Source organism: Methylobacterium sp. AC832, assembly GCF_979256025.1.
In genome coordinates, this window is the sequence record NZ_CEEDMV010000003.1 from 487,463 (window position 1) to 511,714 (window position 24,252).

27 protein-coding genes are annotated in these 24,252 nt (G+C 65.8%); 17 read left to right on the forward strand and 10 right to left on the reverse strand.

Annotated elements, in window-relative coordinates:
- Positions 1-1,338, forward strand: a complete 1,338-nt coding sequence (locus AC0IXR_RS13900; protein WP_471761139.1) for an O-antigen ligase family protein — start codon at positions 1-3, stop codon at positions 1,336-1,338.
- Positions 1,339-1,389: 51 nt separating this feature from the next.
- Here the strand turns inward: AC0IXR_RS13900 and AC0IXR_RS13905 are convergent, their stop codons facing one another.
- Together AC0IXR_RS13905 and AC0IXR_RS13910 are read right to left on the reverse strand one after the other, a co-directional pair.
- A complete protein-coding gene (locus tag AC0IXR_RS13905; RefSeq protein ID WP_207411328.1) occupies positions 1,390-1,551 on the reverse strand; it encodes a hypothetical protein in 162 nt (53 codons plus the stop codon).
- Positions 1,552-1,610: 59 nt separating this feature from the next.
- On the reverse strand, positions 1,611-2,765 hold the full coding sequence (locus AC0IXR_RS13910) for a glycosyltransferase family protein (protein WP_471761140.1): 1,155 nt from the start codon (positions 2,763-2,765) through the stop codon (positions 1,611-1,613).
- 295 nt (positions 2,766-3,060) lie between these two features.
- Between AC0IXR_RS13910 and AC0IXR_RS13915 the strand changes: the two genes are divergently transcribed.
- From AC0IXR_RS13915 to AC0IXR_RS13925, 3 genes are all read left to right on the forward strand, one after another.
- Positions 3,061-3,993: a hypothetical protein gene (locus tag AC0IXR_RS13915; RefSeq protein ID WP_471761141.1), complete on the forward strand. Its 933-nt coding sequence runs from the start codon at positions 3,061-3,063 to the stop codon at positions 3,991-3,993.
- A gap of 77 nt (positions 3,994-4,070) precedes the next feature.
- Entirely contained in the window at positions 4,071-5,180 is a 1,110-nt protein-coding gene (locus tag AC0IXR_RS13920) for a GNAT family N-acetyltransferase (protein WP_471761142.1), read from the forward strand.
- A 117-nt stretch (positions 5,181-5,297) separates the two neighbouring features.
- Positions 5,298-6,626, forward strand: a complete 1,329-nt coding sequence (locus AC0IXR_RS13925; RefSeq protein WP_471761143.1) for an LLM class flavin-dependent oxidoreductase — start codon at positions 5,298-5,300, stop codon at positions 6,624-6,626.
- Between the two features lie 42 nt (positions 6,627-6,668).
- On the opposite strand, the gene AC0IXR_RS13930 is transcribed toward AC0IXR_RS13925, so the two are convergent.
- Positions 6,669-7,172, reverse strand: a complete 504-nt coding sequence (locus AC0IXR_RS13930; protein WP_419951210.1) for a YciE/YciF ferroxidase family protein — start codon at positions 7,170-7,172, stop codon at positions 6,669-6,671.
- Positions 7,173-7,777: 605 nt separating this feature from the next.
- Here AC0IXR_RS13930 and AC0IXR_RS13935 point away from each other — a divergent pair.
- The 3 genes from AC0IXR_RS13935 (at position 7,778) to pqqA (ending at position 9,086) form a co-directional block, all read left to right on the forward strand.
- Positions 7,778-7,909, forward strand: coding sequence for a DUF2735 domain-containing protein (locus tag AC0IXR_RS13935; protein WP_244477938.1), 132 nt, complete (start codon positions 7,778-7,780; stop codon positions 7,907-7,909).
- 84 nt (positions 7,910-7,993) lie between these two features.
- Positions 7,994-8,809, forward strand: a complete 816-nt coding sequence (locus AC0IXR_RS13940) for a shikimate 5-dehydrogenase (RefSeq protein ID WP_471761144.1) — start codon at positions 7,994-7,996, stop codon at positions 8,807-8,809.
- Positions 8,810-8,996: 187 nt separating this feature from the next.
- The gene (gene pqqA, locus AC0IXR_RS13945; RefSeq protein ID WP_018043773.1) at positions 8,997-9,086 is read left to right on the forward strand and encodes a pyrroloquinoline quinone precursor peptide PqqA; all 90 of its coding nucleotides are present in this window, start codon (positions 8,997-8,999) and stop codon (positions 9,084-9,086) included.
- 112 nt (positions 9,087-9,198) lie between these two features.
- Here pqqA and AC0IXR_RS13950 read toward each other — a convergent pair whose 3' ends face one another.
- Both AC0IXR_RS13950 and AC0IXR_RS13955 read right to left on the reverse strand, forming a co-directional pair.
- Positions 9,199-10,356, reverse strand: coding sequence for a helix-turn-helix transcriptional regulator (locus AC0IXR_RS13950; RefSeq protein ID WP_471761145.1), 1,158 nt, complete (start codon positions 10,354-10,356; stop codon positions 9,199-9,201).
- Positions 10,357-10,443: 87 nt separating this feature from the next.
- The gene (locus AC0IXR_RS13955) at positions 10,444-11,547 is read right to left on the reverse strand and encodes a helix-turn-helix transcriptional regulator (protein ID WP_471761146.1); all 1,104 of its coding nucleotides are present in this window, start codon (positions 11,545-11,547) and stop codon (positions 10,444-10,446) included.
- Between the two features lie 290 nt (positions 11,548-11,837).
- Between AC0IXR_RS13955 and AC0IXR_RS13960 the strand changes: the two genes are divergently transcribed.
- The 4 genes from AC0IXR_RS13960 to AC0IXR_RS13975 all read left to right on the forward strand — a co-directional run bounded on the left by AC0IXR_RS13960 (position 11,838) and on the right by AC0IXR_RS13975 (position 15,754).
- Positions 11,838-13,124 carry a calcium-binding protein gene (locus AC0IXR_RS13960; protein WP_471761147.1) on the forward strand — a complete coding sequence of 429 codons (1,287 nt, stop codon included), beginning with the start codon at positions 11,838-11,840 and terminating at the stop codon, positions 13,122-13,124.
- Positions 13,125-13,610: 486 nt separating this feature from the next.
- Entirely contained in the window at positions 13,611-13,763 is a 153-nt protein-coding gene (locus AC0IXR_RS13965) for a hypothetical protein (RefSeq protein ID WP_200919237.1), read from the forward strand.
- Positions 13,764-14,013: 250 nt separating this feature from the next.
- Complete coding sequence (locus AC0IXR_RS13970) at positions 14,014-14,292, forward strand: hypothetical protein (protein ID WP_471761149.1); 279 nt, start codon at positions 14,014-14,016, stop codon at positions 14,290-14,292.
- Between the two features lie 358 nt (positions 14,293-14,650).
- Positions 14,651-15,754: a helix-turn-helix transcriptional regulator gene (locus AC0IXR_RS13975; protein WP_471761150.1), complete on the forward strand. Its 1,104-nt coding sequence runs from the start codon at positions 14,651-14,653 to the stop codon at positions 15,752-15,754.
- Positions 15,755-15,787: 33 nt separating this feature from the next.
- Here the strand turns inward: AC0IXR_RS13975 and AC0IXR_RS13980 are convergent, their stop codons facing one another.
- The gene (locus AC0IXR_RS13980) at positions 15,788-16,696 is read right to left on the reverse strand and encodes a LysR family transcriptional regulator (protein WP_311274482.1); all 909 of its coding nucleotides are present in this window, start codon (positions 16,694-16,696) and stop codon (positions 15,788-15,790) included.
- Positions 16,697-16,789: 93 nt separating this feature from the next.
- Between AC0IXR_RS13980 and AC0IXR_RS13985 the strand changes: the two genes are divergently transcribed.
- Together AC0IXR_RS13985 and AC0IXR_RS13990 are read left to right on the forward strand one after the other, a co-directional pair.
- Positions 16,790-17,662: an aldo/keto reductase family oxidoreductase gene (locus AC0IXR_RS13985; RefSeq protein WP_471761152.1), complete on the forward strand. Its 873-nt coding sequence runs from the start codon at positions 16,790-16,792 to the stop codon at positions 17,660-17,662.
- A gap of 472 nt (positions 17,663-18,134) precedes the next feature.
- Positions 18,135-18,395, forward strand: coding sequence for a hypothetical protein (locus AC0IXR_RS13990; RefSeq protein WP_056434137.1), 261 nt, complete (start codon positions 18,135-18,137; stop codon positions 18,393-18,395).
- A 282-nt stretch (positions 18,396-18,677) separates the two neighbouring features.
- Here the strand turns inward: AC0IXR_RS13990 and AC0IXR_RS13995 are convergent, their stop codons facing one another.
- Entirely contained in the window at positions 18,678-18,986 is a 309-nt protein-coding gene (locus AC0IXR_RS13995; protein ID WP_471761154.1) for a hypothetical protein, read from the reverse strand.
- A gap of 202 nt (positions 18,987-19,188) precedes the next feature.
- On the opposite strand from AC0IXR_RS13995, the gene AC0IXR_RS14000 reads away from it, so the two are divergent.
- Positions 19,189-19,455 (forward strand): hypothetical protein, encoded by a 267-nt coding sequence (locus AC0IXR_RS14000; protein WP_056434138.1) that lies wholly within the window; start codon positions 19,189-19,191, stop codon positions 19,453-19,455.
- 36 nt (positions 19,456-19,491) lie between these two features.
- On the opposite strand, the gene AC0IXR_RS14005 is transcribed toward AC0IXR_RS14000, so the two are convergent.
- Positions 19,492-19,788, reverse strand: coding sequence for a hypothetical protein (locus AC0IXR_RS14005; RefSeq protein WP_471761155.1), 297 nt, complete (start codon positions 19,786-19,788; stop codon positions 19,492-19,494).
- Between the two features lie 140 nt (positions 19,789-19,928).
- Between AC0IXR_RS14005 and rsgA the strand changes: the two genes are divergently transcribed.
- Positions 19,929-20,945, forward strand: coding sequence for a ribosome small subunit-dependent GTPase A (gene rsgA, locus AC0IXR_RS14010; RefSeq protein ID WP_311274486.1), 1,017 nt, complete (start codon positions 19,929-19,931; stop codon positions 20,943-20,945).
- Between the two features lie 81 nt (positions 20,946-21,026).
- Positions 21,027-21,656, forward strand: a complete 630-nt coding sequence (locus AC0IXR_RS14015) for a 2,3-bisphosphoglycerate-dependent phosphoglycerate mutase (protein ID WP_471761157.1) — start codon at positions 21,027-21,029, stop codon at positions 21,654-21,656.
- Between the two features lie 50 nt (positions 21,657-21,706).
- Here the strand turns inward: AC0IXR_RS14015 and AC0IXR_RS14020 are convergent, their stop codons facing one another.
- Positions 21,707-22,093 carry a phage holin family protein gene (locus AC0IXR_RS14020; protein WP_311274488.1) on the reverse strand — a complete coding sequence of 129 codons (387 nt, stop codon included), beginning with the start codon at positions 22,091-22,093 and terminating at the stop codon, positions 21,707-21,709.
- A 117-nt stretch (positions 22,094-22,210) separates the two neighbouring features.
- Positions 22,211-23,302 carry a DNA polymerase IV gene (gene dinB, locus AC0IXR_RS14025; RefSeq protein ID WP_471761159.1) on the reverse strand — a complete coding sequence of 364 codons (1,092 nt, stop codon included), beginning with the start codon at positions 23,300-23,302 and terminating at the stop codon, positions 22,211-22,213.
- A 344-nt stretch (positions 23,303-23,646) separates the two neighbouring features.
- On the opposite strand from dinB, the gene AC0IXR_RS14030 reads away from it, so the two are divergent.
- Positions 23,647-24,048, forward strand: coding sequence for a response regulator (locus AC0IXR_RS14030; RefSeq protein WP_348646094.1), 402 nt, complete (start codon positions 23,647-23,649; stop codon positions 24,046-24,048).
- The last annotated feature ends 204 nt before the right edge of the window (positions 24,049-24,252 follow it).

The following is a 24,252-nucleotide window of genomic DNA, read 5'->3' on the forward strand; positions in this document are numbered from 1 at the left end:
ATGAAGACGGGGGCGATCGGAGTGCCGGCATCGGAGGCAGCGCCCGGGGGATGGCGCCGCCTGCAGGCGGTACTCGCCGACACGCCCGCCATCCTCATCGCACGCAAGGTCGTCTTCCTCGCTGTCCTGCTGCTCAGCTGGATCTCTCTCAAACCGTTCCAGGATCTCAGCAATCCGGACGTTCTGGAACTCGCCACGGGGCGGGAGGGGCTCACCTATGCGAGCTTCGGCCTTTTCGCGCTGCTGTGCCTCGCCCTGACTCTCCCGGCTCACGCCAAAGCCTTGCGCGGCTTCGCCTCGCCCTGGTTCCTGGCGCTCGGAGCCTGGCTCGCCGTCAATGTCGTTCTGTCACAGGATCCCGTGACGTCGGTCAAGCGCCTGACCCTGGCGGGCTCCGTGATGCTGGCGGCCGCCTGCCTGCCCTTGCTGGCGCGGTCGCGGAACGATCTGCGCAACCTCCTCGCCATCGCCTCCCTGCTGCTGCTGGGCGCATGCTATCTCGGCATGCTGCTCGCGCCGGACCTTGCCATCCATCAGGCGAAGGACGTGGGCGAGCCCATGCTCGCGGGCAATTGGCGCGGCGTGTTCGGCCATAAGAACAGTGCGGCGGCGGTCATGGCCATGCTGGTCTTCATCGGCATCGCCGTGGCGCGTTCGGGGCTCGTGACGGTGGGCCTCGTCATCGTCGCCCTGTCGGGGCTGTTCCTCCTCGGCTCGGAAGGCAAGAGCGCGACGGCGCTCCTGGTGGCTTCGCTGGCGATCACGGGCCTGTTCGGCGTCATCCGTTCCCTCGCGGGCCGAATCCTCCTCACGCTGGTTCCGATCTTCACGATCAACCTGTTCAGCGTCGGCACGGTGGTGAGCGAGCCCCTGGCCGCCATCGTGCGGGCTCTGCCCGTGGATTCCACCTTCACCGGCCGGACCGATGTGTGGCAGTTCGCCATCGAGGCCCTCACGGCGCGTCCGCTCACCGGCTACGGCTTCTCGGCATTCTGGAACAACGTCACCGTGCGCGCCGCGTCCGATGACGGGTCGAGCTGGGCCGGATACGCCTCGCACAGCCACAACAGCTACCTCGACACCGCCGTCACCCTGGGCCTGCCCGGCCTCGTTCTCGTTCTCGCGATCTTCGTCGCCGCCCCCCTGCGGGACGTGATGAGGATCGAGGCGAACGGCCGGGCCGACCCGCTGGTGACGATGTTCGTGCAGGTCTGGCTCTTCGGCCTGCTGCTCTCCTGCATGGAGAGCTTCTTCTTCGATGGAGGAGACCCGGTCTGGGTCACCTTCCTGATCTCCGTCTTCGGTCTGCGCTACCTCGCCCGTTTCCGCAGCGCGTGAGACGCCCCGGAGGCGTCTCATCCCGAAAGTGGGACGCCCTGTCCGGCAGTCTCAGAACTCGATGATGCCGACGGCCCAGCCGCCGAGAGTCATCAGCGCGCCGAACCAGAGCAGGGTCGCGACGCAGCCGACGACCAGCCCTCCGACCGCCCAATGCGCGGACCAGCCGGTCTTGTTCTCATACGGCACGGTGCCTGGATCAGATTGGGTCATGGCATGCCTCTTCAGCCCTTCGATCCCAGGGAGAGGGCAAAGTTCACACCTCCCAAAGTTCACACCTCCCAAGCGTCGTACCTCCCAAGCTTGGTCGCGCCTCGGCCGAGGGCGTCCCTCAGGCTGCCGGCGGCATCGGCGAACCAGACGTGGCGATCGATGGCGGGGGGCAGCGTCGGCCGTGTCGACGCTGCAAGGGCGAGGTCGACATAGGCCTCGGGTCCGGCTCCGCCCGGGGCGAGGACGATGGCCCCACCGGACAGGAGCGCCTGGAAGCGCGGATGGTGATCGAATTCGTCCGCGCGCACCGGCTCGGTAACGATGACCGGCCGGCCGGCCTGGACGCAGGCCAGGATGCTGGCGCGGCGCGCGGTGAGCCCCTCGGGGAGGACGTAGACGAAGGCGTCCACTTCGTCGAACAGGCCGAACAGCTCCTCCGGCGAGGCGACATAGCCGGAGACCACCACCGTCTCGGAGAGGTCGAGCGCCGCGACCTTGGCCCGGAATATCTCTTCGATCCCGTCGGAGGCGCGGATGAACGAACCGATGAAGACGACGAGCGGGTCGGCGCCGCGCGCCTTCAGGCTGGCGGCAATGTCGAGGATCGCCTCCGGCTGCTTGCCCGGATAGATCGAGCCGAAATGACCGACCACGAGACGCCCTCCCTCGCGGGCGGCGCGCATCCGCGCGGACAGGGCGCTCGGCACGGTGGTTTCGGGCCGCGTGATGTTCGGGGGCAGGGGCATCATCACCGCCCGCCGCGCGAGACGGCCGATCACGGGATCGGCGGCGAGCTCGTCCCGGACCTGGGGCGACAGCAGGACGATTGTGTCCGCGAAGAGGAGAAGCGGCCGGAGGACGAGCCGGCGCAGGCGGTGCATGCTGCCCCATTCATGCAGGATCGCGACCCGTCGCCGACGCCGCAGGAACGCGATGGCGAAGGCCGAAGGGGGGCCGATCAGCGCCCGCTTCCAGGGCACCAGCGGCAGATTGGCGATGACGGCGCGGGCATTCCCCACGGCGCGCCAGATTTCGCCGAGCGGCACGCGGCCCGGCTCCAAGGGGAGGGTCTCCTGTGGCTGACCCTGACGCCTGAGGGCCTCGATCAACTGTCCGGCGAAATCGCCGACTCCGCAGGGCGGATGCCCCGTACCGACGAGATGCAGCCAGGGGGAGGGTACCCGCGTCTCTCCCGGTCCAGGGCGTTGCGTCATGCGGTGAGGTTCCGGAGAAGGATGTAACCGGCCCGTCCTAGCAGGCCGTCGCTTGCGAAAGACTTTCGGCCGAGCAGTTTAAAACGCTCGATCCACCCGCCAACGGCCCTTCTACGAAGAGCATGACACCGTATTCACGCGGCCCACGCAGGAATCTTTTTCAGTCGGCACCGCGAATGCAAAGATTTTATCAACGTCGGATATGATGTCCGGAAATGGATCGGCCCTGTCCCGCAGGGGGACCGACCCACCTCATCTGAAGAACAGCGGGACACGATACGGATTGACCGTAGCCATGAACGACCCGATCTTCACCTCCTGGGACGAGCCCCACAGCGCCCTTTGGGGGCATCAGCCGCTGCGGCTCGAGCATCGGCTGCACCAGTCTCCCCTGTTCTCGCGGGAGGCCTTGGCCGATCTGATCGACACCTATCCAAGCGGCCAGTACAGCCTCGTCCATATGGGCGCCGCCGGACAGCGCAAGTTCTGGCGCGAGGGCGAGACCGGGGGACTTCCCGGCGCGCAGGTGATCGAGTCCATCGCCCAGGGGCGGATGTGGCTCAACCTGCGCAATATCGAGACCGTGGACCGGCGCTACCGCGACACGCTCGACGCCATGTTCGAGGAGTTGGCCCAGCGAGTACCCGGCTTCTCTCCGGCGAAATCCACCTGCGGCATCCTGATCTCGTCGCCCAACGCCCAGGTCTATTATCATGCCGACCTGCCGGGGCAGCACCTGTGGCAGATCATCGGCGCCAAGCGAGTCTACGTCTATCCCTCGACCCCGCCCTTCGTGACGCCGAAGCATCTCGAGGACATCGCCCTCTTCGATGTTGAGGTCGATATGCCCTATGCGCCCTGGTACGATTCCCATGCCCAGGTGATGGAGCTGTCGCCCGGCCAGATGCTGAGCTGGCCGCTCAATGCCCCGCACCGGGTCGAGAATCTCGACTGCCTCAACGTGTCGATGACGGTCTCCTTCGTGGACGAGCCGATCCGCCGCAAGCAGATCGTCAACCTCGCCAACGGCATGCTGCGCCATCGCTTCGGCCGCGAGCCGGCGAGCCACGCCATCACCGGGCCGGGCTACTGGTCCAAGGCGGTGATGCAGAAGCTGCTGCGCAACAGTGATTGGGTGAAGAAGGAGCGCGCGGCCCGCCGTGCCGTCGATTTCCGCCTCGATGCGGCCCGACCGGGCCAGATCCTCGAACTCTCCGCTCCGGCGTGAGCGGGACGGCGCTGCCGGCCCATCGCCGGAGCATCGCGCCATCGGGAAAGGGAGCCTCCGGAGCGCGGAGCTACGAAGTGGCGATCGCATTTGACTGGACGGAGTGCGTGCCCGGATGGACGGGTGCGCCGACGCCGTTTCAGGATCCGGTCTGGATCGAGACCTGGTATGAATCGCTCCAAGACCGCGTGGGGCTGACGCCCCTCCTGGTGACGGCGCGGGACAGGGCGACGGGCGCGCTCGCGCTGCATCTTCCCCTCGTGATCGACGAGACGGGGACCCGCCGCATCATCGCCTTCGCCGATCTCGGCCTCACCGATTACAACGCGCCGCTCCTCGGCCCAGCGGCTCCGAGAGACCATGCCGGCGCCCTGGAGCTATGGCAGGCGATCCGCTCCGCGCTGCCGCGCGCCGACCTTCTCTCCCTGCGCAAAATGCCGGCGACCTTCGCCGACGGGCCCAATCCGCTGTCCCTCCTCAGAGGTGTGTCCCCGTGCCCGCTCAACGGCAACGAGGTCAGGACGGGCGAGGATTGGGAGGCCTATCATCGCAGCCTCGCCAAGACCGTGCGCAAGGAGCTGGAGCGAAGCTGGAGGGTGTTTTCCCGCGAGTCCGAGACGGCCTTCCGCATCGTCACCGACCAGGGCGAGGCCCAGCGGGTTCTCGAGGTGATGGCGCGCCAGCAGGAGGCGCGCATGCGCAGCATCGGCGCCGATTACCGCCTCGACGAGGCCGAGTTCGACGCCTTCTACCGTCGCCTCGTCGGACGGGGCCTCGGCCACGGCTACGCCGTCGTTAGCGCCCTGACATCGGGCGACGAGGTCGTCGCGGCGTTGCTCGGCATCCGCAATGCCGACACCTACGTCATGATCCGCATCAGCAATGCCGGGGGGGAATGGTCCCATTGCTCGCCCGGGCGCCTCGTCATCGACAAGACCATGGAGGCACTTCATCAAGAGGGTTGCCGCTCGTTCGACTTCAGCATCGGCGATTACGATTACAAGCGCCGTTTCAACGTCGAGCCCCTGCCGCTGGTCGATTTCACCGTTTCCCTCGGCTGGCGTGGCCTGAAGAGCGCGGCGCGGGCACGGCTGGTCTCGACCCTCCGCCGCTATCCCGCCCTCGACCGGCGGATGCGGGACGTCGCACGCCGGGCCGCCATCCTGTGGCGAGAACGACGCCCGTGACGGCGAGCCGTCTCTGAGATTTTCCCGGCCATTTCCCTCGAAATCCGGGAGCCTTTTTTCTGCCCGCTGCTCTATTCCGAAGTCGTACTTTCACGCACCGGACGGAGATAGCCTCGGATGACCCAGCCTCGTCGCCTCCATCTCGGCGCCTTCATGCGGCCGATCGGCATCCACACCGCCTGGTGGCGCTATCCCGGTGGATATCCGGATGCGAATTTCAGCTTTCCCCATCTCAAGCGCTTCGCCCAGCGACTGGAGGCGGCCAAGTTCGATGCATTCTTCATGGCCGACCATCTGGCGGTGATGAACATGCCCATGGCCGCGCTGAAACGCAGCGCCACCGTGACGTCCTTCGACCCGATGACCCTGCTGCCAGCGCTCGCTGCCGTTACCGAACGGATCGGGCTCATCGCCACGGCCTCCACGACCTATAACGAGCCGTACCATGTGGCCCGGAAGTTCGCCTCCCTCGACCATATCTCGAACGGCCGCGCCGGCTGGAACCTCGTCACCTCCGGCAACCCGGACGAGGCCCTGAATTTCGGCCGGGACGCTCATCTCGACCACGCGGTCCGGTATGCCCGCGCCCGCGAGTTCTTCGATGTGGTCACCGGCCTGTGGGATTCCTGGGCCGACGACGCCTTCATCCGCGACGTGGAGGAGGGGGTCTATTTCGACCCCGACAAACTCCATGTCCTCGACCATTCCGGCGAATTCCTGAAGGTGAAGGGCCCCCTCAACATCGCCCGCCCCGTCCAGGGCTGGCCGGTGATCGTGCAGGCGGGGGCATCGGAGGCCGGACGCCAGATCGCCGCCGAGACCGCCGAGATGGTGTTCGGCGCCGGCTCGAAACTCGCCGCCGCCCAGGACTTCTACGCCGACGTGAAAGGCAGGATGCCCGTCGCCGGCCGCGACCCCGACCATCTCAAGATCCTGCCCGGCGCCTTCATCGTCCTCGGCGAGACGCGCGACGAAGCCGAGGCCAAGAAGGCCCGGCTCGATGCGCTCGTGCCCACGGACAGCGGCATCGCCAACCTCTCGGTGCGCCTCGGCGTCGATGCTTCGGAGTTCGACCTCGACGCGCCCCTGCCCGATCTCCCGGAGACCAATGCCAGCAAGAGCGCCCAGGCCCAGATCGTCGGCTATGCCCGGAAGACCGGGGCCACGGTGCGCGCGCTCGCCCAGCGGGTCGGCGGCTATGGCGGCCTCACCATGGTGGGGACGCCGGCCGAGGTGGCCGACCAGATGGAGGAATGGCTCGTGACGCGGGCCTGCGACGGGTTCAACGTCATGTTCCCCTACGTGCCGGAAGGTCTCGACGACGTGGTCGACACCCTGGTGCCGGAACTCCAGCGCCGGGGCCTGTTCCGCACCGAATACGAAGGCACGACCCTACGCGACCATCTCGGCCTGCCGCGCCCGGCCAACCAATTCTTCCCAACCTGACGAACGGGCCGCCCTCCGACCGGGGAGGGCGGCTTTCTCGGGTCAGGCGGCGCGGCGGTTGACCTGGCTCTCGGCCATCCGCGTCAGGCGCTCGTCGGTGGCGCGCTCCTCGTCCAGGGTCTGCTGCAGCACGCTGGCGCAATCGTCCCGGCCGAGCTGCTTGGCCCAGGCCACGAGGGTGCCATAGCGCGTGATCTCATAATGCTCCACCGCCTGCGCGGAGGCGATGAGGGCGGCATCGAGGACCTGCTTGTCGCCGATCTCTCCGGAGACCTCGTTGGTCTCCTTGATGATCCCGTCGATGGCCGGGCAAGTCACCGCCTTCGGCGTATGACCATGCATCTGAAACACCTGCTCCAGGCGCTTGATCTGACCCTCGGTCTCCGAAAGGTGCTTCTCGAACCCGCTCTTGAGTTCGGGATCGGTCGCCTTGGCGATCATCTTCGGCAGCGCCTTGGTGATCTGGTTCTCGGCGTAATAAATGTCCTGCAGGGTATGGACGAACAGATCGTCGAGAGTCTGGATGTCCTTGCTGAAAAGACCCATGGCTCGTTCCTCCTTAGTTTGAATGACGTCGTGACAGGCCAAACGGGATCGATCCGGCGGACACAATATGAACCGGATCGTTCTCCCGCATCCATGCGCACACGGCAAAGCTTGACCAAAGTTAAGCGATGATATCGGCGTGCGCTTGCTAGGCTTGATCAAGATATTTACGCCGTCATGGTTCCGAACAACCTGATGCGCGGGAGGTCTGGATTTGATCCGTCCTCACATGGGAGCAAGACGATACGCTCGGCTGCTCGAGGGCAGCGCGCCGATGACGAAGCACAATCGCCACAAAGCCGTCCGTCATCGGCATGAGCAGGAGCGAAAGAGGAGTCCGGCCGCGGCAGCGCACCATACATTCACTCATGAAACAAATTCAGGCATGCTCGAATTACCGGCATGGCGTGCCTTTCTCACGTTTAGCCAGTGCAAATATCAGATACCGCTCATATCATAACGAGACGTCGGGGGCATGAAGGCCCAGCAGCTTTTGGAGACGTTGGATCATGACTTTGAGCTCACCTCGGAATTCAGCCGAAATCTTTGCTTTCGTGCCCAGGAAGGTTGCAGCATCGGCGCGTGCCCATTCGACAGGCACACGCATGGGCAGCAACGCCGTGGTGGACCTCGCTTCACGCATCTCGCGCCCCATGGAACTGCCGAGGATGGATTTCTGCGACGGCTGGTACCACGCCGAGGCGATCCTGGACGACGGGCGCAACCGCAAGGCCTGACGGGCGCGACGTATCGCGGGACGTGATATCGCTCCGGTGCCGGAGTGCGGGGCATGCCGCGTCTCCGAGCGACCGGAGACCGCGATGAAGCCCCCGATCGGACGCGAGACCACGCTCTGCATGTCCCTGTCGGGACGGCCGGGTCATTTCGGGTCGCGTTTCCACAACCGGCTCTACGAGCTCATGGGGCTCGACTACGTCTACAAGGCCTTCACCACGACCGACCTGCCGGCTGCGATCGGCGGCATACGGGCTCTGGGCATTCGTGGCTGCGCCGTCTCGATGCCGTTCAAGGAGACCGTGATCCCGCTTCTCGATCGCCTCGAAGCTTCGGCCGCGGCCATCGACAGCGTCAACACGGTGGTGAACGAGGCCGGCTGCCTCACCGGCTACAACACCGATTACATCGCGGTCCGCCTGCTCCTCGAGAAGCACGGCATCGATCCGCAGACACCGTTCCTCCTGCGCGGGTCTGGCGGCATGGCCAAGGCCGTCGTCGCGGCCCTGCGCGATGCGGGCTTCGTGGATGGTACGGTCGTCGCCCGTAATGAACCGGCCGGGCGCGCCCTGGCGGAAAGCCATGGCTATGGCTGGCGCCCCGAGATCGGCGAGGCGCAGGCCCCGCTCCTCGTCAACGTCACGCCCCTCGGCATGGAAGGGCCGGAGGCCGAAGCCCTCGCCTTTCCGCCCCCTCAGATCGCTGCCTGCGCCGTCGCCTTCGACGTGGTGGCGCTGCCCTCGACGACGCCCTTCCTACGGGCGGCCGAAAGCATGGGAAAGCGCGTCATCACCGGCCACGACGTGGTGGTACTGCAGGCTCTCGAGCAGTTCGTTCTCTATACGGGCCGAACTCCCGGCGAGGATCAAGTGGCCGAGGCCGCGGCCTTCGCCCGGACATGACGGAAACGGTCCGTCCGCATGCGGCTTCCCCCTCTGTTCCATGAGAGAAAACTAAGGGAATCCTGCAGAATATTTCCGTCTTTCTGCTTGCTATGGGGCAGGGCGGACAATAGGTATTGCTCAAGCGCGGTCGTGCCGCGCATCTGAGATGTCTTCTAAAGAAGACTTGCAACGCAGGAGAAACATCATGGCTTGGACTGCCCCCGTCGTTCAGGAAGTGTGTGTCGGCATGGAAGTCACCAGCTACGAGTCGGCTGAGATCGACACCTTCAACTAAGTCGGCCGGAAGCGTCTACGCTTCCCACTGATAGAGCGAGACCAAGGTCTCCGCGAGAAGCCGCCTTCGGGCGGCTTTTTGCGTTCATGATACTGGGTGACGCCTGCACCGTTCAGGGTTTGGTATCGGTTTCGCGCTCGCGCCGTCGGCTCAGGATGGCATCGAGGCGCGCGACGATAATGGCGAGTTCGCTCTGACGCCTGACGCCGAGCTTGCCGAAGATCGCTTTCAGGTGAACCCGCACCGTGCCCTCCCGGACCGCGAGCAATTCCGCCGCCTCCCGGGGCGAGCTTCCCCGGCCGATCTCCATCGCCACAAGAGCCTGCATCCGCGTCAGGCCCAGTTGCTCGAGCTGCGGGGCGACGGAAACCAACACCGGCGGCGTGACGGGATGGAGCAGGAGCAGGACCCCGCCCTTGGCCGAGCCGATCAATTCGAGACCGGGCTCACCGGTGCGCAGGGGCATCGCCTCCGCCAGCAGCCGGGGGGACCCATCCGACGAACGCAGGATGATGGGTTCGGCCGCGCAGGGCCTGTTCTCCGCCAGGGCGGAGGCGACGAGGCGGTCGAGTCTCGGGCCATCGGCCGCCACGACGGTCCTCACGGGCTGGCCCGGGGCGATCTTGAGACAGCCGGCAACCATCCTCTCGGAACCGGGATTGACGAACCGCACGGCGCCACCCCGATCGAGCAGGACGACGCCGATCTCTGCCCGCGCCAGGGCCGAGCCGAGATCGGCCGCCTGCCGGTGGGCGACGCCGAGCCGCGCCGTGAGGTCGAAGGCCCGCGCGACATGCGGCCCCAACAGCGTGAGCAGGGCGATCTCCCCGGCTTCGAAATACCCTTTGCCGGCCTCGCGCAGGGCGCTCACCGTCATCAGCCCGCCGCCGGGATCGGGGGCGAAGAAGGCCACGAGTTCGTCGAGCCCGTGCTTGGCGCAGAAATCCTGAAAGAAGGGATCCTTGCGCTTGTCCTCCGGCGTGAACAGCATCGCATCCGCCACGACGAGGCCGGGCCGCATCCCGAGCCCCCGCGCGCGGGCGATACGGCTGTCATGCTCCCACCACCCGCCGCTATACGCGTCGTGCACCTCCCGCAGGCTGTCCGAATGGAGTGTGTCCGCCGTCCGGCGAGGATCGTAGGAGACGATCACCGTCCCCCGCGCTCCGAGGCAGGCGCTCACCTGCTCGAGAACACCCGGCCAGAGCGAGGCATCGAGGGCGGCCGCGTAGCAGGCATCGACGAGACGCAGCGGGTCAGGATTGGTCATGGCGATCCGACGAACCCGAGTGGGCGGCGCTTTTCATACAGGCAACTCCACGGGACAACAGGACACGGATCGGCTCGTCCGATCGTCTTACGATGTCCGCCAGTCCGGCGGGGTCGTTCCCGCGAGGAGCCCGACGAGTTCGGCTTGGCGGTTGGTTCCGGTCTTGGACAGGACGGATCGCAGCTGCGTCCGGACCGTGCTGGTGGCGACGCCGGTCCGCAGGGCGATGTCCTCCACCGTCCTGCACAGGGCGATCTCGCGCGCCACCCGCGCTTCGGCCACGGTCAGGTCGAACAGGCCGGACAAAACAGTGAGGTCGGGCGCGGCGCCTTGCGCCACGGGCGTGAAGATCGCGATGGCGGAGGCGGCGTTGAACAGGTCCGCCGCCGCCCGCCGGATCGTCAGGAGATGCAGGATCACCGGGCCGCGCTCGTCCGTGGCCGGGATCGGGATGGACCGGGTCGAGGTCCGCCGCTCCGTCGCCAGTCCTTCGAGGGCCCGCTCCAGCAGGCGGTCCGCCTCCGGGTTGGACAGGGTCAGGCGATGCGCCTCCCGGATGGTGCTTCCGAGGAACGCCGCGCAGCCGGCATTGATGGCCAGGATCTGGGATTGCCTGCCGAGGATCGCGGCGGGAATGTCGACGACATCGAGCGCCTGAGCCGCCACCCTGACGGTCTGCAGCCGCAGCCTCGCCGACATGGTGGCTGCCCGGGCGAGGTGAGGGCGCAGGGCATCGAGGCGGGCGACGATCTCGCCGGGGACGGGACCGCGCGCGAATTCCCGCTCCACGTTGAGGATGAGCCGATCCCCGCTCGGCACCGCGATGGCGCTGGCGACGCCCCAACCCAGGCCCCTCGACCGCAGAAAGTCCCGAAAGACCGGCTCCACCTCCATCTCGGCGGCGGTGTAGACGTCGAGGTCGGTGAGGAAGCCGGCATGTTCCCTGGCGAACAACCGCGCCGGCCTGTCGGTCCGCGCCGGCCAGCCCCCGGCGACATATTCGGCGATCCCCGCCTCGAAGCCCGGGGACGTGACGTATCTGAACTCGCTGCCCACCGTCGTGAACAAAAGCGCGCCTTGTCCCTCGCCGACCCGCACCAGTTCGGCCAGTACACTAGGCCACATCTCCGGAATGACGGCGGCTTCGTAGATATGGTCGATCAGGACTTCGGAACTGACGATCATTGGCATCGTCTAAACCAGATCCAGCACACGTTATGATGAAGATCGACATCATTATGTAGTCCGCATCGATGGGCCGGCCGCGGCGGACTCCGCATGAATGCCGAAATGCTTGATTTTAAGGCATGGCTTATCATGGCTTGAGCCCACCAGCACAGTCCACAAGCGAATCGTTGACTCGACATACTCCGTTTGGGGGATGTGCGGCATGCAATCGGGTGCTCTAACCGCGCCGGGCAAACGAATGACCGTCGTGATGTTCGAGATTCGAGACGGTCACGACGCCTTTCCAGGGGAAGATGACCATCACGGCGACGCGCAACGTTCCGGGCACCTACGCAACGATCGCCGATGCCATCGCGGCTTCGGATCCCGGAGATACGATCGCGGCCTCCGCTGCATATGGCGGGAATGAGACGGCTACCGTGACGGTCGACGACCTTCGTTTCAGCTCCCCCTCCAGCGTTACCGGCACGGATTCGGTGCTGGTTTCCAATGCCGGCCTGACCGCTGGTGTCACCACCATCGGATCGGCCAGGAACGACACCCTCATCGGTGGCCTCGGCAACGACACCTACGTCACCGAGGCCCTGGACGGCGGCACCGACCTCGTCCTGAGCTCGGTCTCCCTAACCCTCGGCGACAATGTCGAAAACCTGACCCTGACGGGCGCGATCGCCCTCGACGGCACCGGCAACGCCCTGGCCAACCGGATCACCGGCAATGCCGCCGCCAACGTCCTCGACGGCGGCACTGGCCGCGATACCCTCATCGGTGGCCTCGGCAACGACATCTACGTCACCGATGGCGGCGACACGATCGTCGAGGCGCTCGGCGCCGGAACCGATCTCGTTCGGAGTTCGGCGACCCTGACCCTTGGCGGAAATCTGGAGAACCTCACCCTCACCGGAACGGGGGCGATCAAGGCGACGGGCAACGCCCTCGACAACGTGCTTTTGGGCAACGATGCCGCCAGCGTCCTCAATGGCGGGACCGGTACCGACAGGCTCACCGGTGGATTGGGCAACGACACCTACATCACCGATGGTGGCGACAAGATCTTCGAGGTGGCGGGGGGCGGCATCGATCTCGTGCGGAGTTCGGTGGCGTTCAGCCTCGGCAACGAGCTCGAGAGCCTTCTCCTCACCGGCAGCGCGGACATCATCGGGAATGGCAACGCCCTCGCCAACACGCTCACCGGCAATAGCGGTGCCAACATGCTCAATGGCGGTCTGGGCGACGACATCCTGAAGGGCGGAGCCGGTGCCGACATCTTCTTCTTCAAAACGGCGCTCGGCTCGGGCAATGTCGACAGCATCGTCGACTTCGCCGCCATCGACGACACGCTCCGACTCGAGAACGGAATCTTCACGGCACTGACCAAGACCGGAACCCTGGCGACGGGTGCCTTCAAGGATCTCGGCGCGGCCGGTGCCATCCTCGATGCGGACGACCGGATCCTCTACGATTCGCGGACGGGCGCCGTCTCCTACGACGTGGACGGCAGCGGATCGGCCGACGCCCTCCAGTTCGCCCTCCTCACCTCGCGCCCAGTCCTGACATTCCAAGATATCCTCATGGTCTAGGACACCTGACGGGCCTCCCGCTGACGATCGGGGTCACGCGGAACGGGGCGGGAGCCCGATTTCATAAGAGCCACGCGCCGACACCCGGCGGCATGAAACTGCCCGGTCTGGGGATTGCCCCGGGCTCCCCGGGGAGGCGGGGACCGAGGCGCCATGGCCTCGGAACGGTAGAAGACATCGTTCACCCTGTCTCGAAACCACGCCGCAACGTATCGCCGCCATGATGTGGCATTCACGCGCCGAACGGCGGCAAGATCGAGGCTTCCATGATCACGGATCTTCACGTCTGGCGGCTCTTCATCGCGCTCGGCGCCTTGGGCGCGGCGACCGCACCGCTGCTGAAGCCGTTTCTGTCTTAGAACGGCCAAGCCGATGTGCGCGCCGGCACAGCGAAACGGATCGCGGCCAGCTATGAACCATTCAGCCGCCATAGGCGCATGATCTCAAGGTGACGATCCGACCGCGACGCAGCCCCAGGAATCCGACATGACAGTTGCACGTCCCTTCCGCTGGCTGCTCGCCCTCGTCACGCTGGTCCTGCCGGCATCGCTGATCCAGGCTCGGCCTCCGGTCGACGGATGTGAACGCGGCAAGGCGAAGGATGCTCAGAGTCAGGTCGTCTTCCGCCACTACATCTGATCCTGATCCCGGATCGGCGGCAGCTTCGCGGAATCCGTCGTCCTGTTCCCGGAATTCCGGAATGGCATCCCCTCATCTCAGCCGCTCGCCCTCGTTGGACGGCAGAACCACGATGAAGCGGCAAGGCCACCGGCTCCCTTCAGCTATGGTTCAACCAGTATGGTCTAGCTTGGGCAGCCTTACGAGATAGGCCGCCCCAGTCCGGTGGCGGCGGGATTGCGCAAGGCGCGTCGCGCACCCCGTGGAAGCCATGCTCGCTCTCCCCACAACGACCCTCGGCACGCCCGTCCTGCACATCCCGCCCAGGGGGGCGGAGCTTCCCCGCCCCGGCGCGGAGGCGTCCCAGGCCTTCCTACGTAGCATGATACCCGGCCTCGATCTCGCCTTCGGCCTCGAGAGCGCTGCCGACCTGCCCGAGGACATGACACGGCTGATCGCCCGGCTTCATGCCGGCCCCCTGGGTGCGCTTTCACAGGAAACGGCTTCGGACAGCACTCGATTGTCGGCGCCTGCCTACGAGCCAGCCTGATGGCGGCGATGGAGCGGCAAGCCCAGGCGCGGCGAAACGGGCGGCGTGGCGATGATCGAAGGGATCCAGCTCCCCCGCCCTGCAGCGTTCTTGCAACTATTGACCGTCGACTGCTCTATGCAGGTCCGAATCTTTGACCAACCGCCAGCTCTTCGAACGCTCTATCTATTTATAACTATCAGTAAATATTCCAATATTGACAGAAATTTCAACCACAATAAGATTAGTTTATAAAATAGACACCTCATCCAACAAAAACACATTAAGGTCTTTTCAATTTAGTTCAGCCGGGTTACTTTTCCTCAGCCGAGAGTGCATCGTTTTACGCGGGAGCGTTCGACGCCGCTGAAGGATCAAGATGTTCCTCGACGACGAGACTTTGCAGGACATCGAAAACTCGCTCGTCACATCCGCGCTTCAGTCTCATGACTGGGACAAAGCAGTCGCCAAAATCGCGACTTCCACGGGCGCGAGAGGGGTCGTCGCCATCCCGTTGAAGGGACGCGTACCCGGCCTGCCGATGAGCGCCAGTCTCGAAGCGGTGGCCGACGGCTATTTTCGCGACGGCTTGTCGAAGAACGATTACCGCGTGAGAGGCGTCCCCAAGCTTCTCAAGACAGGCATGTTCGTCGATCAGGACTACGCGACGCCGGAGGCCATGCGATCCGAAGCATTCTACGCCGACTACTTGCGCAGCCACGGCTTTCAATGGTCCGCCGGACTGATGGTCCAGGCGGGCGATGATGCTTGGGTGATGATGATGCAGCGGACCATCCAACAGGGGCCCTACACCTTGGATGAGCAGATCGCCTTGCGGCGCCTCATCGCCCCCCTCAACCGGGCCGCCCAACCGGCCCACAGCCTCGGCGAGGCGCGTCTCACGGGCATCGCCGACGCCCTGGAAACGGTCCGCAATCCTAGCGTGCTCCTCGACAGGACGGGACGGGTTCTGCGGGTGAGCAGCGGCGCGGAACGCCTGTTCGGCCCCGATCTGGCTGTGCGGCTCGGGGAACTCGTCGTTCCCTCCGATGCTCAGGCCACGGCCCGGCTTCGCGCGCATATCACCGCCGCCATCTGGTCCGATCCGCAAGCTGTCTCACTCGCCTCCGCGCCGATCGTCATCCACCGGGAGGCCAAGCGGCCTCTCACTCTCCGGGTTCAGCCCCTGCGCAAGGCGGGGCTGGAGTATTTCGACGGCTGCCGCGCCATTCTGACGATCACGGACCTCGATGACAGCCGGGAACTCGCCGGTGACATCCTGAAAACGTTGTACGGGCTGACGCCACGGGAAGCCGAGCTCTGCCACAGCCTGCTGGCCGGCCACAGCACCGGCGAATGCGCGGACAGGCTCGGCATGTCGATCCATACCACCCGGACCCATCTGAAGAAGATCTTCGTCAAGACGGATACGGCGAGCCAGACGGAACTGATGATCGTCCTGAGCCGAAACTTCGGCCTCTGAGCAGACGACGAGGCGCTCGGTCGCGCGGCGAGATCAGCGAGGATCGCGATGCGCGCCGATGAAGTCGACGAAGGCCCTCAGCGGCGCGGGAAGGTAGCGCCGGCCCGGATAATACAGGAACGGGCCGGAGAACGATTGCCACCATGGCTCCAGCACGGGCTCCAGAACCCCGCTCTCGAGATGCGGGCGTAGCCAATCCTCGAACAGGGTAATGATCCCGGTCCCCGCAATGGCGGCATCCACCGCGAGGTCGGTGGCGGCCCCGACCCGGACGATGAGGGGACCGCTGGGGTCGATGCGAACGACCTCACCCTCACGCTCGAATTCCCACGCCGTCGTCGCGCCACTCGCGAAACGGCCGCCGAGGCAGGCGTGACTCAGCAGGTCTCTCGGATGGGCGGGACGCCCGTGACGATCGAGATAGGACGGGGAGGCGGCCGTGGCGAAGCGCTGCCGGCGCGGCCCGATCGGAACCGCGATCATGTCCTGTTCGAGCCGCTCGTCGTAGCGGATCCCGGCGTCACATCCAGCGGCCAGCACATCCACGAAACCGTCCTCGGCCACGATGTCGAGCCTGATATCGGGATAGGCCGCCAGGAAGGGCGGCACGATCCGCGGCAACACGAGCCGCGCGGCGCTGACCGGCACGTTGAGCCTGAGCGTGCCGGCCGGACGATCGCGAAAGCCGTTGACGACGTCCAGCGCGGCATCCAACTCGTTTAAGGCCGGCATCAATCGTTCGAGGAGGCGTGCGCCCGCTTCGGTCGGCGCGACGCTGCGGGTCGTCCGGTTGAGGAGCCGGACGCCCAGCCTGGCTTCCAGCCGGCGGACCGCCTCGCTCAAGCCGGATGCGCTCGCGCCGCTCGCCCGTGCGCCGTCGCGAAACCCGCCGGCTTCCGCAACGGCGACGAACGCCGCCAAATCCCCGAGATCGGTCGCCATTGTTCGCCTTTTCGCACATCCCGTGCGGATAAGGGCGCATTATCACGCAATCCATGAGGCATTACAGTCCTGGTCATCCTACAGGAGAGTCGCATGACCAAGATCGGACAGGCCGGGACCTACGCCCTCGGAGACCGCACCGTGAAGCGCCTGGGCTACGGCGCGATGCAATTGGCGGGGCCGGGCGTTTTCGGTCCTCCGAAGGACCGGGCCGCCGCCATCGCAGTGCTGCGCGAAGCGGTCGAGCGCGGCGTCAACCACATCGACACCAGCGATTTCTACGGACCGCACGTCACCAACCATATCATCCGCGAAGCGCTCCACCCCTATCCGGACGACCTCATGATCGTCACCAAGATCGGAGCCAGGCGCGGTGCGGACGCCTCCTGGAATCCCGCTTTCTCCGCAGCGGAGCTCACGAGCGCCGTCCATGACAACCTGCGCAACCTCGGCGTCGACGCCCTCGACGTGGTCAACCTGCGCATCATGCTCGACGTGCATGGACCGGCCGAAGGCTCCATCGAGGCGCCGCTCTCCATCCTCGCCGATCTCCAACGACAGGGCCTCGTCCGCCGGATTGGGCTGAGCAACGTAACGGCGCGGCAGGTGGCGGAGAGCCGATCCCTCGCGACGATCGTCTGCGTCCAGAACCAGTACAATCTGGTCCATCGAGCCGATGACGCACTGATCGACGATCTCGCCGCATCCGGCACCGCCTATGTCCCGTTCTTCCCGCTCGGCGGCTTCAGCCCGATCCAGTCGGCGGCCCTGAACGAGATTGCCGAGGGGCTCGGCGCGACGCCCATGCAGGTCGCGCTGGCCTGGCTCCTGCGCCGCTCTCCCAACATCCTGCTGATCCCCGGCACGTCGTCGGTCGAGCACCTGCGCGAGAACATGGCCGCGGTGGAACTCGACCTGTCCGACAACACGATGGCGGCGCTCGACCGTATCGCACCCTCGACCTGACACAGGCCGGCAGAGGATCATCGACGAGCGAGGCGATGCTCTTCGCCGATGATCGACCGGGGATGATCCGGCGCGCGAACCGATGCGGACGATGGCGTGAGGGGGAAGAGAGCCGCCCACACGCCGTCGGCACAACTCGTCCGAATGGCACTCGCATGGACGAGACCGGAACGGCCATTCTCGAAATCAGGCCCTGGTCACAGCCACTTCCGCCATCGTAGGCCCTGCGACACTCATTCCCAAACTATTCAGGGATTATATAACCAACACTTTTGTATTTGATTGTCCTATCAAATAATTCGATGCTGGAATGCCACATACATCGATGGCATAGGCTTGATCAGGATCTTTAATCCGCTGCACCACGTGCGTGCCGACACGCCACAAAGGAAATTATTACTTCATATTGGCTTCACACAGAAGAAGCAGCCGGGATACGGAGGCTTCACAAGAAAAGAAAGCCATTGCCCATATGAAGTCTTACATCGCCGCCCTCTCGACTGCTCTCGTCGTGGGACTGACATCGATCTCGCCTACGATGGCGATGGAGCGTCCCTCGCGTTACACGGCGTTCGCTCCCTACGACGTCGAGACCACCAACGCGATCCGAGCCGATCGTCGAGCCCCCGCGTCCTTCGGTTGTCCGATGAGTTCGGCCGCGGAGGGCAACGCAAACCAGCAGACCCGCGACGTCATGCAATACGGCCAGACGTCCGGCGGAAGCCGCTGCTAACCCAGTCAGGACAGTTCATTGGCATCGATGCTGAAAGTCTTTTCCTACATCATGGTCGGCGTTGCATCGGTGATGCTGGCCGCGACCATCGTGGGCTCCGCCAATATACTGATAAATTCGTAACACGTCGTCCCGGACTACAATCCGGGACGATCTTCGAGATCCCCGGCAGGATCGGTTCGCTCCCCTGCGGCAGTATCCGTTAGGGGAACGGGTCGATCCGTCATTCGCTCGCACGAGGCGCGAGGGAACCCACACCCGGCAGACACTCGCCGTCCGGCCTCAGGGCCGGCGCATCTGCTTGCCGGCGTAAGCCACGAGCTGGGAAAAGGCCAAGGCCGCTGCCGAGGCCTGGACACGGCTCGGATACGGCATCGGAGAATGGGCGACCTCCTGGCCGTAAGCGTCACGCAGTGACCAGCCCCAGCGCCCGACCCGCTCCTCCAGCACGTCGAAATGCATGGCCCGGTCTCCGCTCGTGCGGGGTGACGGCACGCGTGCCGCCGAACCGGCATTCGCACGCTTCGCCATGCCCGAGGGCAGGCCGGCGTGAGAGAGATTTCCCGATATCCACAGGTCGGCCGTCTGCATCTTGACCTCCGCGCTTGAACTCTATGTTCTCTATATGTTCTTATGCGCGGAGTGTCCACCATGCTGGCCGATCCTTTGCTGCGGCTTGCGGCCCTAGCTACGTCCGAAGCGACGAACATGGCCGGCGGGGAGGCAGCTACCGGCAACGTCGCACCGGCGCAGAGCAGGATCCGGGGCTTATCTCCCGGTTCGGTGGCCTGACATGGAGCGCCTCTGCGACGTGAGGGCCTCGCACCTCGTCATCGCCTGCGGTCCTTGCGAGCGCCGGGGCATCTATCGGGTCGCCCGCCTCCGCCAGCAATTCGGCGATCACGCCTCGGTTCTGGATGTCTATGTGAGGCTCACGCAAACCTGCCGCTGGCAGCGTGAGGTCGGCAGCCGGCCGCCCAATGTCTACGCGGTCGGGTGTCGGGCCAAGCTCGACACGTCGGGCGGGGCCGTCGCGAACGGACTTCCCTCAAGGACATAGGCGAAGGGCAGCCTTCCGATTCCGCCGGGACCGGATTCACGCATCGTCTTCGCGGCCGAACACCTCGCCCTCTTCGGCCAGCCAGGCATCCGCCTCGTCCGTCCGCAACTCCAGCAGGGCGCGGTACTCTCGCAGCCGCTGCTGAAGCTGCGTGCCCGCCTCCTCGCAATCGGCCGGCTCATCCGTGTCGAGGGCGCAGCTCTCGATCACCTCCGAGGTCTGGCGATCGACGGCCGCGCGGTCGGCCTCGCTCAATCCGGTCAGATCGCCGAGACCGAGTTCCGATGCGATCAGGGCCGCGATCTCCTCGCGCTTCTCCTCGAGCTTCGACATCGTCTGACCCATCCCTGGAATCCATTCTTCCGAATCCGTTGCCTCGATGATCGGTCACCTTGCCGCCACGGAGCAAGGGGAGGGCGCCAGGGGACGGCGAAGCGCTGGTCAATCCGCCAAGGCCCTGTCATGGCTGGCCGGTGACCGATGATCTCAGCAACTCCCATCCCCTGCGGCCCTCCCGTCTCGGATGGTCCGACTTCTTCGAGGAGCAACGTGAACCGGCCGAGGCCGGTCTCGTGCCCATGCGGATCGCGACGGTCCACCGCTCCCGGCTGACCGCCCTATCCCTCACGGGGCCGGTGGGGCTCGTGCTTCCGGTCCATACCCAGACCGGCGATTTCGCCGTGGGCGATTGGGTGCTGGTCGAGCCCGAGACCGGGACGATGCAGCGCCGTCTGTCACGCAGGAGCGTGCTGCAACGGCGCAACGAAGGCGGAGGCCCGCTGCAGTTGGCGGCGGCCAATGTCGATACCCTCTTCGTCGTCACGTCGTGCAACGCCGATTTCAACATCGCCCGGCTGGAGCGCTACCTGGCGCTCGCCAATCAGGGCGGGACGAACCCAGTGATCGTCCTCACCAAAGCCGATATGGCGCCCGATGCCGAGAGCTACCGGCGGCAGGCCGCCGGCCTGCAGCGCGACCTCGCCGTCGTCACGGTCAATCCGCGCCTTCCGGACGCCGTGACGCTCCTCGCCCCCTGGTGCGGCGAAGGTCTGACCGTAGCGGTCGTCGGCTCATCGGGGGTGGGGAAATCGACCCTGGTCAATACGCTCGCCGGCCCGGACCAGGACCTCCCCCAGGAGACCGGCGGGATCCGCGAACACGACGCCAAGGGGCGCCACACCACCACCTCGCGCTCTCTCCATGCCATCGCGGGCGGCGGCTGGGTCATCGATACGCCGGGGATGCGCACGCTGCATGTGAGCGACGCCGCGGAGGGCATCGATACGCTGTTCGCCGAGATCGTCGAGCTGGCCCCCTCCTGCCGCTTCCGGGACTGCACCCATGCCCACGAGCCGGGCTGCGCCGTGCAGGCCGCCGTCGCGGAGGGCACGCTCGATCCCGAACGTCTGACCCGGTGGCGCAAGCTCCTCGACGAGAACCGGGCCAACACCCCGGTGGTCACCGGCCCGCGCGGCAGCCGTAGGCGTTGACCGGCAGCCGCAGGCGTTGACCCGCCGCCTGACTTCGCACACCCCGACTTCGCCCGACCTCCTGCGGACGCCCCTCCCCGAATGCTCCTTCCCGAACGAACTCTCGTCATCGTCCGCCACGGGCAGAGCCACGACAACGAGCGTGACCTCTTCTCCGGCATCCGAGATCCCGATCTGACGAAACGCGGCGTCAGCGAGGCGCAGAGCGCCGGGCGCCGGCTGAAAGAGCTCGGATCCGTCGTCGATCTCGCCTTCACCAGCGAGTTGACGCGGGCCCGGCGCACGATGGCCCTCATCCTGGCGGGCCTCGGGCAGCCCGACCTCACCGTCCACCGGAGCGCCGCGCTGAACGAGCGCGATTACGGCGAGCTCGCCGGGTTGAACAAGCGCGAATCCCAGGAACGCTGGGGGGTCGAGCAAGTCCGTGCCTGGCGCAAATCCTTCGATGCGATACCGCCGGGCGGCGAAAGCCTGGCGATGACCGCCGACCGAATGCTGCCGTATTACCGGGACGAGATCGAATCCCGGGTCCGGGAGGGCAGGCGGGTTCTTCTCGTGGCGCATGGCAATTCGCTGCGGGCGCTGATCATGCATCTCGACGGGATCAGCGCCACCGAGGTGGCCGACGTGCATCTCGCCACGGCCCAGATGCTGGCCTACCGCTTCGACGAGCGGGGCGGGGTGGTCGACAAACAGGCGATCTCCGCCTGAGCCCGGAGGTCGATCGGCGAGGAGACCGGAAGGCGGCTGCTGGCTCGGCGTCAGCGGGCTCTCAGGGCGTCCCGGTCCCGTGCGAGTTGGCGCCGCGTCCGCATCGGCTCCAGGTTCGAGAGGGACATCAACCGATACCCGAAGGCGAAGAGACCGAGCGTCACGGCGGCGAAGGCACCGCCGACGATCAGCGACGCGATCGCCTCCGAACCGATCAGGAGCGCCAGCCCTTTGACGAAGGCGACCAGGAGCACGAACAATCCGATCAGGACGAAGAGTGCCGCCATCAGAAACAGGGCAAGCGGACGCGCCACCTGATTGACCGCCGAACCGATCTCGGCCTGGAACAGGGCAAGTTGCTTGGAGACCAGGATCTGGGTTTCGCCGATGGCGTCGCCGAGGAGGAGCAGGAGTCCCTTGTCATTCCGGCTGCTCATGCATTCCCTCTTATCCGCACGTCCTGGTCCGGACCCGATCGATCCATGAGCTGCACAATTCAGATAGTGCGCCGGTGTCGCGCGGCAATCGTCATCCGCCGTTGCCCGCTGCCGGGATCAGATCGCCAGCCCGAGTTGGCGCGGTCCCTCCGTCTCGCCCTGCTGCAGGCCCGACAGGGAGACGCCGAGCAGGCGAACGCTGCGGCGGAGCGGGAACACCGTGCGCAGCAATCCCAGCGCCGTGTGCATCATCGTATCGCGGCCGGCGACCGGGGCCTCGAAGGACTGCGCCCGAGTGATCTGGACGAAATCCGAGAATTTCACCTTCAGCGTGACGGTGCGGCCGGCGACGCCCTTGGCGCTGCAGGACGCCCAGACCTTGTCGATGAGCGGCGCCAGTCGCGCCTCCATGGCATCGAACTCGGTGAGGTCCTCCGAGAAGGTGGTCTCCGCCCCCACCGACTTCCGAATCCGATGGGCACGCACCTGCCGCTCGTCGATGCCGCGCGCCACCGAATGATAATAGGCCGCCGAGCTCCCGAAGGCCGCCTGCAGCTCTTCCAGGGAGCGGGCCTTCAAGTCACGGCCGGTGAGGATGCCGAGGCGCTTCATCTTCGCCTCGGTGACGGGGCCGACGCCGTGGAACCGGCCGATGGCCAGATCCTCGACGAAGCCAGGGCCCATCACGGGCGTGATCACGAACAGCGCGTCGGGTTTGCGGAAGTCCGAGGCGACCTTCGCGAGGAACTTGTTGTAGGAGACGCCGGCCGATGCCACGAGACCGGTCCGCGCGAAGATCTCCGCCCGGATCACCCGCGCCACCTCGGTGGCGGTGGCCAGCCCCTGCAGGTTCTCGGTGACGTCGAGATAGGCCTCGTCGAGGGCCACCGGTTCGATGATCGCGGTATGCTGGGCAAAGACCGCGCGGATCTCTTCGGAGATCGCCCGATAGACCTCGAAGCGCGGCTTGACGAAGACGAGGTCGGGGCACAGGCGCCGGGCCGTGACGGAGGGCATGGCCGAGCGCACACCGAAGGCTCGCGCCTCATAGCTGGCGGCCGCCACCACGCCGCGCTCGCGCGACCCGCCGACCGCAAGGGGCCGCCCTCGCAGAGCCGGATCGTCGCGCTGCTCGACGGACGCGTAGAACGCATCCATGTCGATATGGATGATCTTGCGGACGGGGGCAGTGTCGGCAGGGCTCGACATCGGATCGGGCTGTCACATCGGTGCACGGGGCAGCAGGCAGGCAACGCGTTCGGCCTTTGTTCCTCGCGATTTTCAGCCCTCGGGTCAACCGGCGACGAGGATCCGGCTTTTGCCGGCGAGCCATCGAACCGAACCGGTTCCAAGACGCATGACGTGTTTCGTCCGCCCGCAGGGTCCGCTCCCACGCAGGAGCGCATCGTTATAAACGGGATGATCCGGCCGGTGGGCTGAGTAATCGCCCCCCACCCGACTGGTTCGACGCATAAGCAATCTACGTGATGGAAGAAGATGACGTTGACGGCATCATGGTTCCATCCGTTTCACTACGGGGGAAGGGAGTAGACATGATGCCGAAGCGGACGCTCTGCAGCCGGCGTATCCTGGTGGTGGAGGACGAGTACTTCCTGGCCGACGAACTGTCGCGCGGTTTGTCCGATGCCGGCGCCGAGGTGCTCGGTCCCATCGCCACCCTCGAGGGTGCCCTCGCCCTCCTCAAAGGCCCGATGCCGCCCGACGCCGCCATCCTGGACGTGAATCTCGGGGGTGACGAGGTTTACCCGGTGGCCGACGCCCTCCGTGCCCTCGACGTACCGTTCCTGTTCACCACCGGCTACGATCTGGCGACGATCCCGAACCGATACGCATCCGCCCGGCGGCTGGAGAAACCGGTGAGCAATGCGGCCGTCTTTCGGGAGCTCGACCTCATCCTCGGCGACCGGGCATCCCGGACGGACGCGGACGGATAGGGCGTGCACCGCCGGCTCGTCCCCTCGACGTCGATCGGTCCGTCTCGAGCGAAAGCGGCACCTTGGAGATTGGACCAATGCGTATTCGGCGTTCGGCACAAGTTTAAATTGATTCAGCGCGCCCTATCGCGGAAAGATTGATGACATTCGCGCTGGCGAGCGAAATTGAGTACGCTGGCGGTGTTCCTGGCTGCTTCGACCTCG

Excerpts from the sequence above, each read along its gene's own strand:
- AC0IXR_RS13965 (WP_200919237.1), top strand. The coding sequence starts at position 13,611 with ATGACAGTTGCACGTCCCTTCCGCTGGCTGCTCGCCCTCGTCACGCTG.
- AC0IXR_RS13930 (WP_419951210.1), bottom strand. The coding sequence starts at position 7,172 with ATGGGTCTTTTCAGCAAGGACATCCAGACTCTCGACGATCTGTTCGTC.
- AC0IXR_RS13950 (WP_471761145.1), bottom strand. The coding sequence starts at position 10,356 with ATGACCAATCCTGACCCGCTGCGTCTCGTCGATGCCTGCTACGCGGCC.
- AC0IXR_RS14015 (WP_471761157.1), top strand. The coding sequence starts at position 21,027 with ATGCTCCTTCCCGAACGAACTCTCGTCATCGTCCGCCACGGGCAGAGC.
- AC0IXR_RS13905 (WP_207411328.1), bottom strand. The coding sequence starts at position 1,551 with ATGACCCAATCTGATCCAGGCACCGTGCCGTATGAGAACAAGACCGGC.
- AC0IXR_RS13900 (WP_471761139.1), top strand. The coding sequence starts at position 1 with ATGAAGACGGGGGCGATCGGAGTGCCGGCATCGGAGGCAGCGCCCGGG.
- AC0IXR_RS14005 (WP_471761155.1), bottom strand. The coding sequence starts at position 19,788 with ATGTCGAAGCTCGAGGAGAAGCGCGAGGAGATCGCGGCCCTGATCGCA.
- AC0IXR_RS13970 (WP_471761149.1), top strand. The coding sequence starts at position 14,014 with ATGCTCGCTCTCCCCACAACGACCCTCGGCACGCCCGTCCTGCACATC.
- AC0IXR_RS13985 (WP_471761152.1), top strand. The coding sequence starts at position 16,790 with ATGACCAAGATCGGACAGGCCGGGACCTACGCCCTCGGAGACCGCACC.
- AC0IXR_RS13995 (WP_471761154.1), bottom strand. The coding sequence starts at position 18,986 with ATGCAGACGGCCGACCTGTGGATATCGGGAAATCTCTCTCACGCCGGC.
- AC0IXR_RS13980 (WP_311274482.1), bottom strand. The coding sequence starts at position 16,696 with ATGGCGACCGATCTCGGGGATTTGGCGGCGTTCGTCGCCGTTGCGGAA.
- AC0IXR_RS13935 (WP_244477938.1), top strand. The coding sequence starts at position 7,778 with ATGGGCAGCAACGCCGTGGTGGACCTCGCTTCACGCATCTCGCGCCCC.
- AC0IXR_RS14020 (WP_311274488.1), bottom strand. The coding sequence starts at position 22,093 with ATGAGCAGCCGGAATGACAAGGGACTCCTGCTCCTCCTCGGCGACGCC.
- AC0IXR_RS14000 (WP_056434138.1), top strand. The coding sequence starts at position 19,189 with ATGGAGCGCCTCTGCGACGTGAGGGCCTCGCACCTCGTCATCGCCTGC.
- AC0IXR_RS13910 (WP_471761140.1), bottom strand. The coding sequence starts at position 2,765 with ATGACGCAACGCCCTGGACCGGGAGAGACGCGGGTACCCTCCCCCTGG.
- AC0IXR_RS13915 (WP_471761141.1), top strand. The coding sequence starts at position 3,061 with ATGAACGACCCGATCTTCACCTCCTGGGACGAGCCCCACAGCGCCCTT.
- dinB (WP_471761159.1), bottom strand. The coding sequence starts at position 23,302 with ATGTCGAGCCCTGCCGACACTGCCCCCGTCCGCAAGATCATCCATATC.
- AC0IXR_RS14030 (WP_348646094.1), top strand. The coding sequence starts at position 23,647 with ATGATGCCGAAGCGGACGCTCTGCAGCCGGCGTATCCTGGTGGTGGAG.
- pqqA (WP_018043773.1), top strand. The coding sequence starts at position 8,997 with ATGGCTTGGACTGCCCCCGTCGTTCAGGAAGTGTGTGTCGGCATGGAA.
- AC0IXR_RS13975 (WP_471761150.1), top strand. The coding sequence starts at position 14,651 with ATGTTCCTCGACGACGAGACTTTGCAGGACATCGAAAACTCGCTCGTC.
- AC0IXR_RS13990 (WP_056434137.1), top strand. The coding sequence starts at position 18,135 with ATGAAGTCTTACATCGCCGCCCTCTCGACTGCTCTCGTCGTGGGACTG.
- AC0IXR_RS13925 (WP_471761143.1), top strand. The coding sequence starts at position 5,298 with ATGACCCAGCCTCGTCGCCTCCATCTCGGCGCCTTCATGCGGCCGATC.
- AC0IXR_RS13960 (WP_471761147.1), top strand. The coding sequence starts at position 11,838 with ATGACCATCACGGCGACGCGCAACGTTCCGGGCACCTACGCAACGATC.
- AC0IXR_RS13940 (WP_471761144.1), top strand. The coding sequence starts at position 7,994 with ATGAAGCCCCCGATCGGACGCGAGACCACGCTCTGCATGTCCCTGTCG.
- AC0IXR_RS13955 (WP_471761146.1), bottom strand. The coding sequence starts at position 11,547 with ATGCCAATGATCGTCAGTTCCGAAGTCCTGATCGACCATATCTACGAA.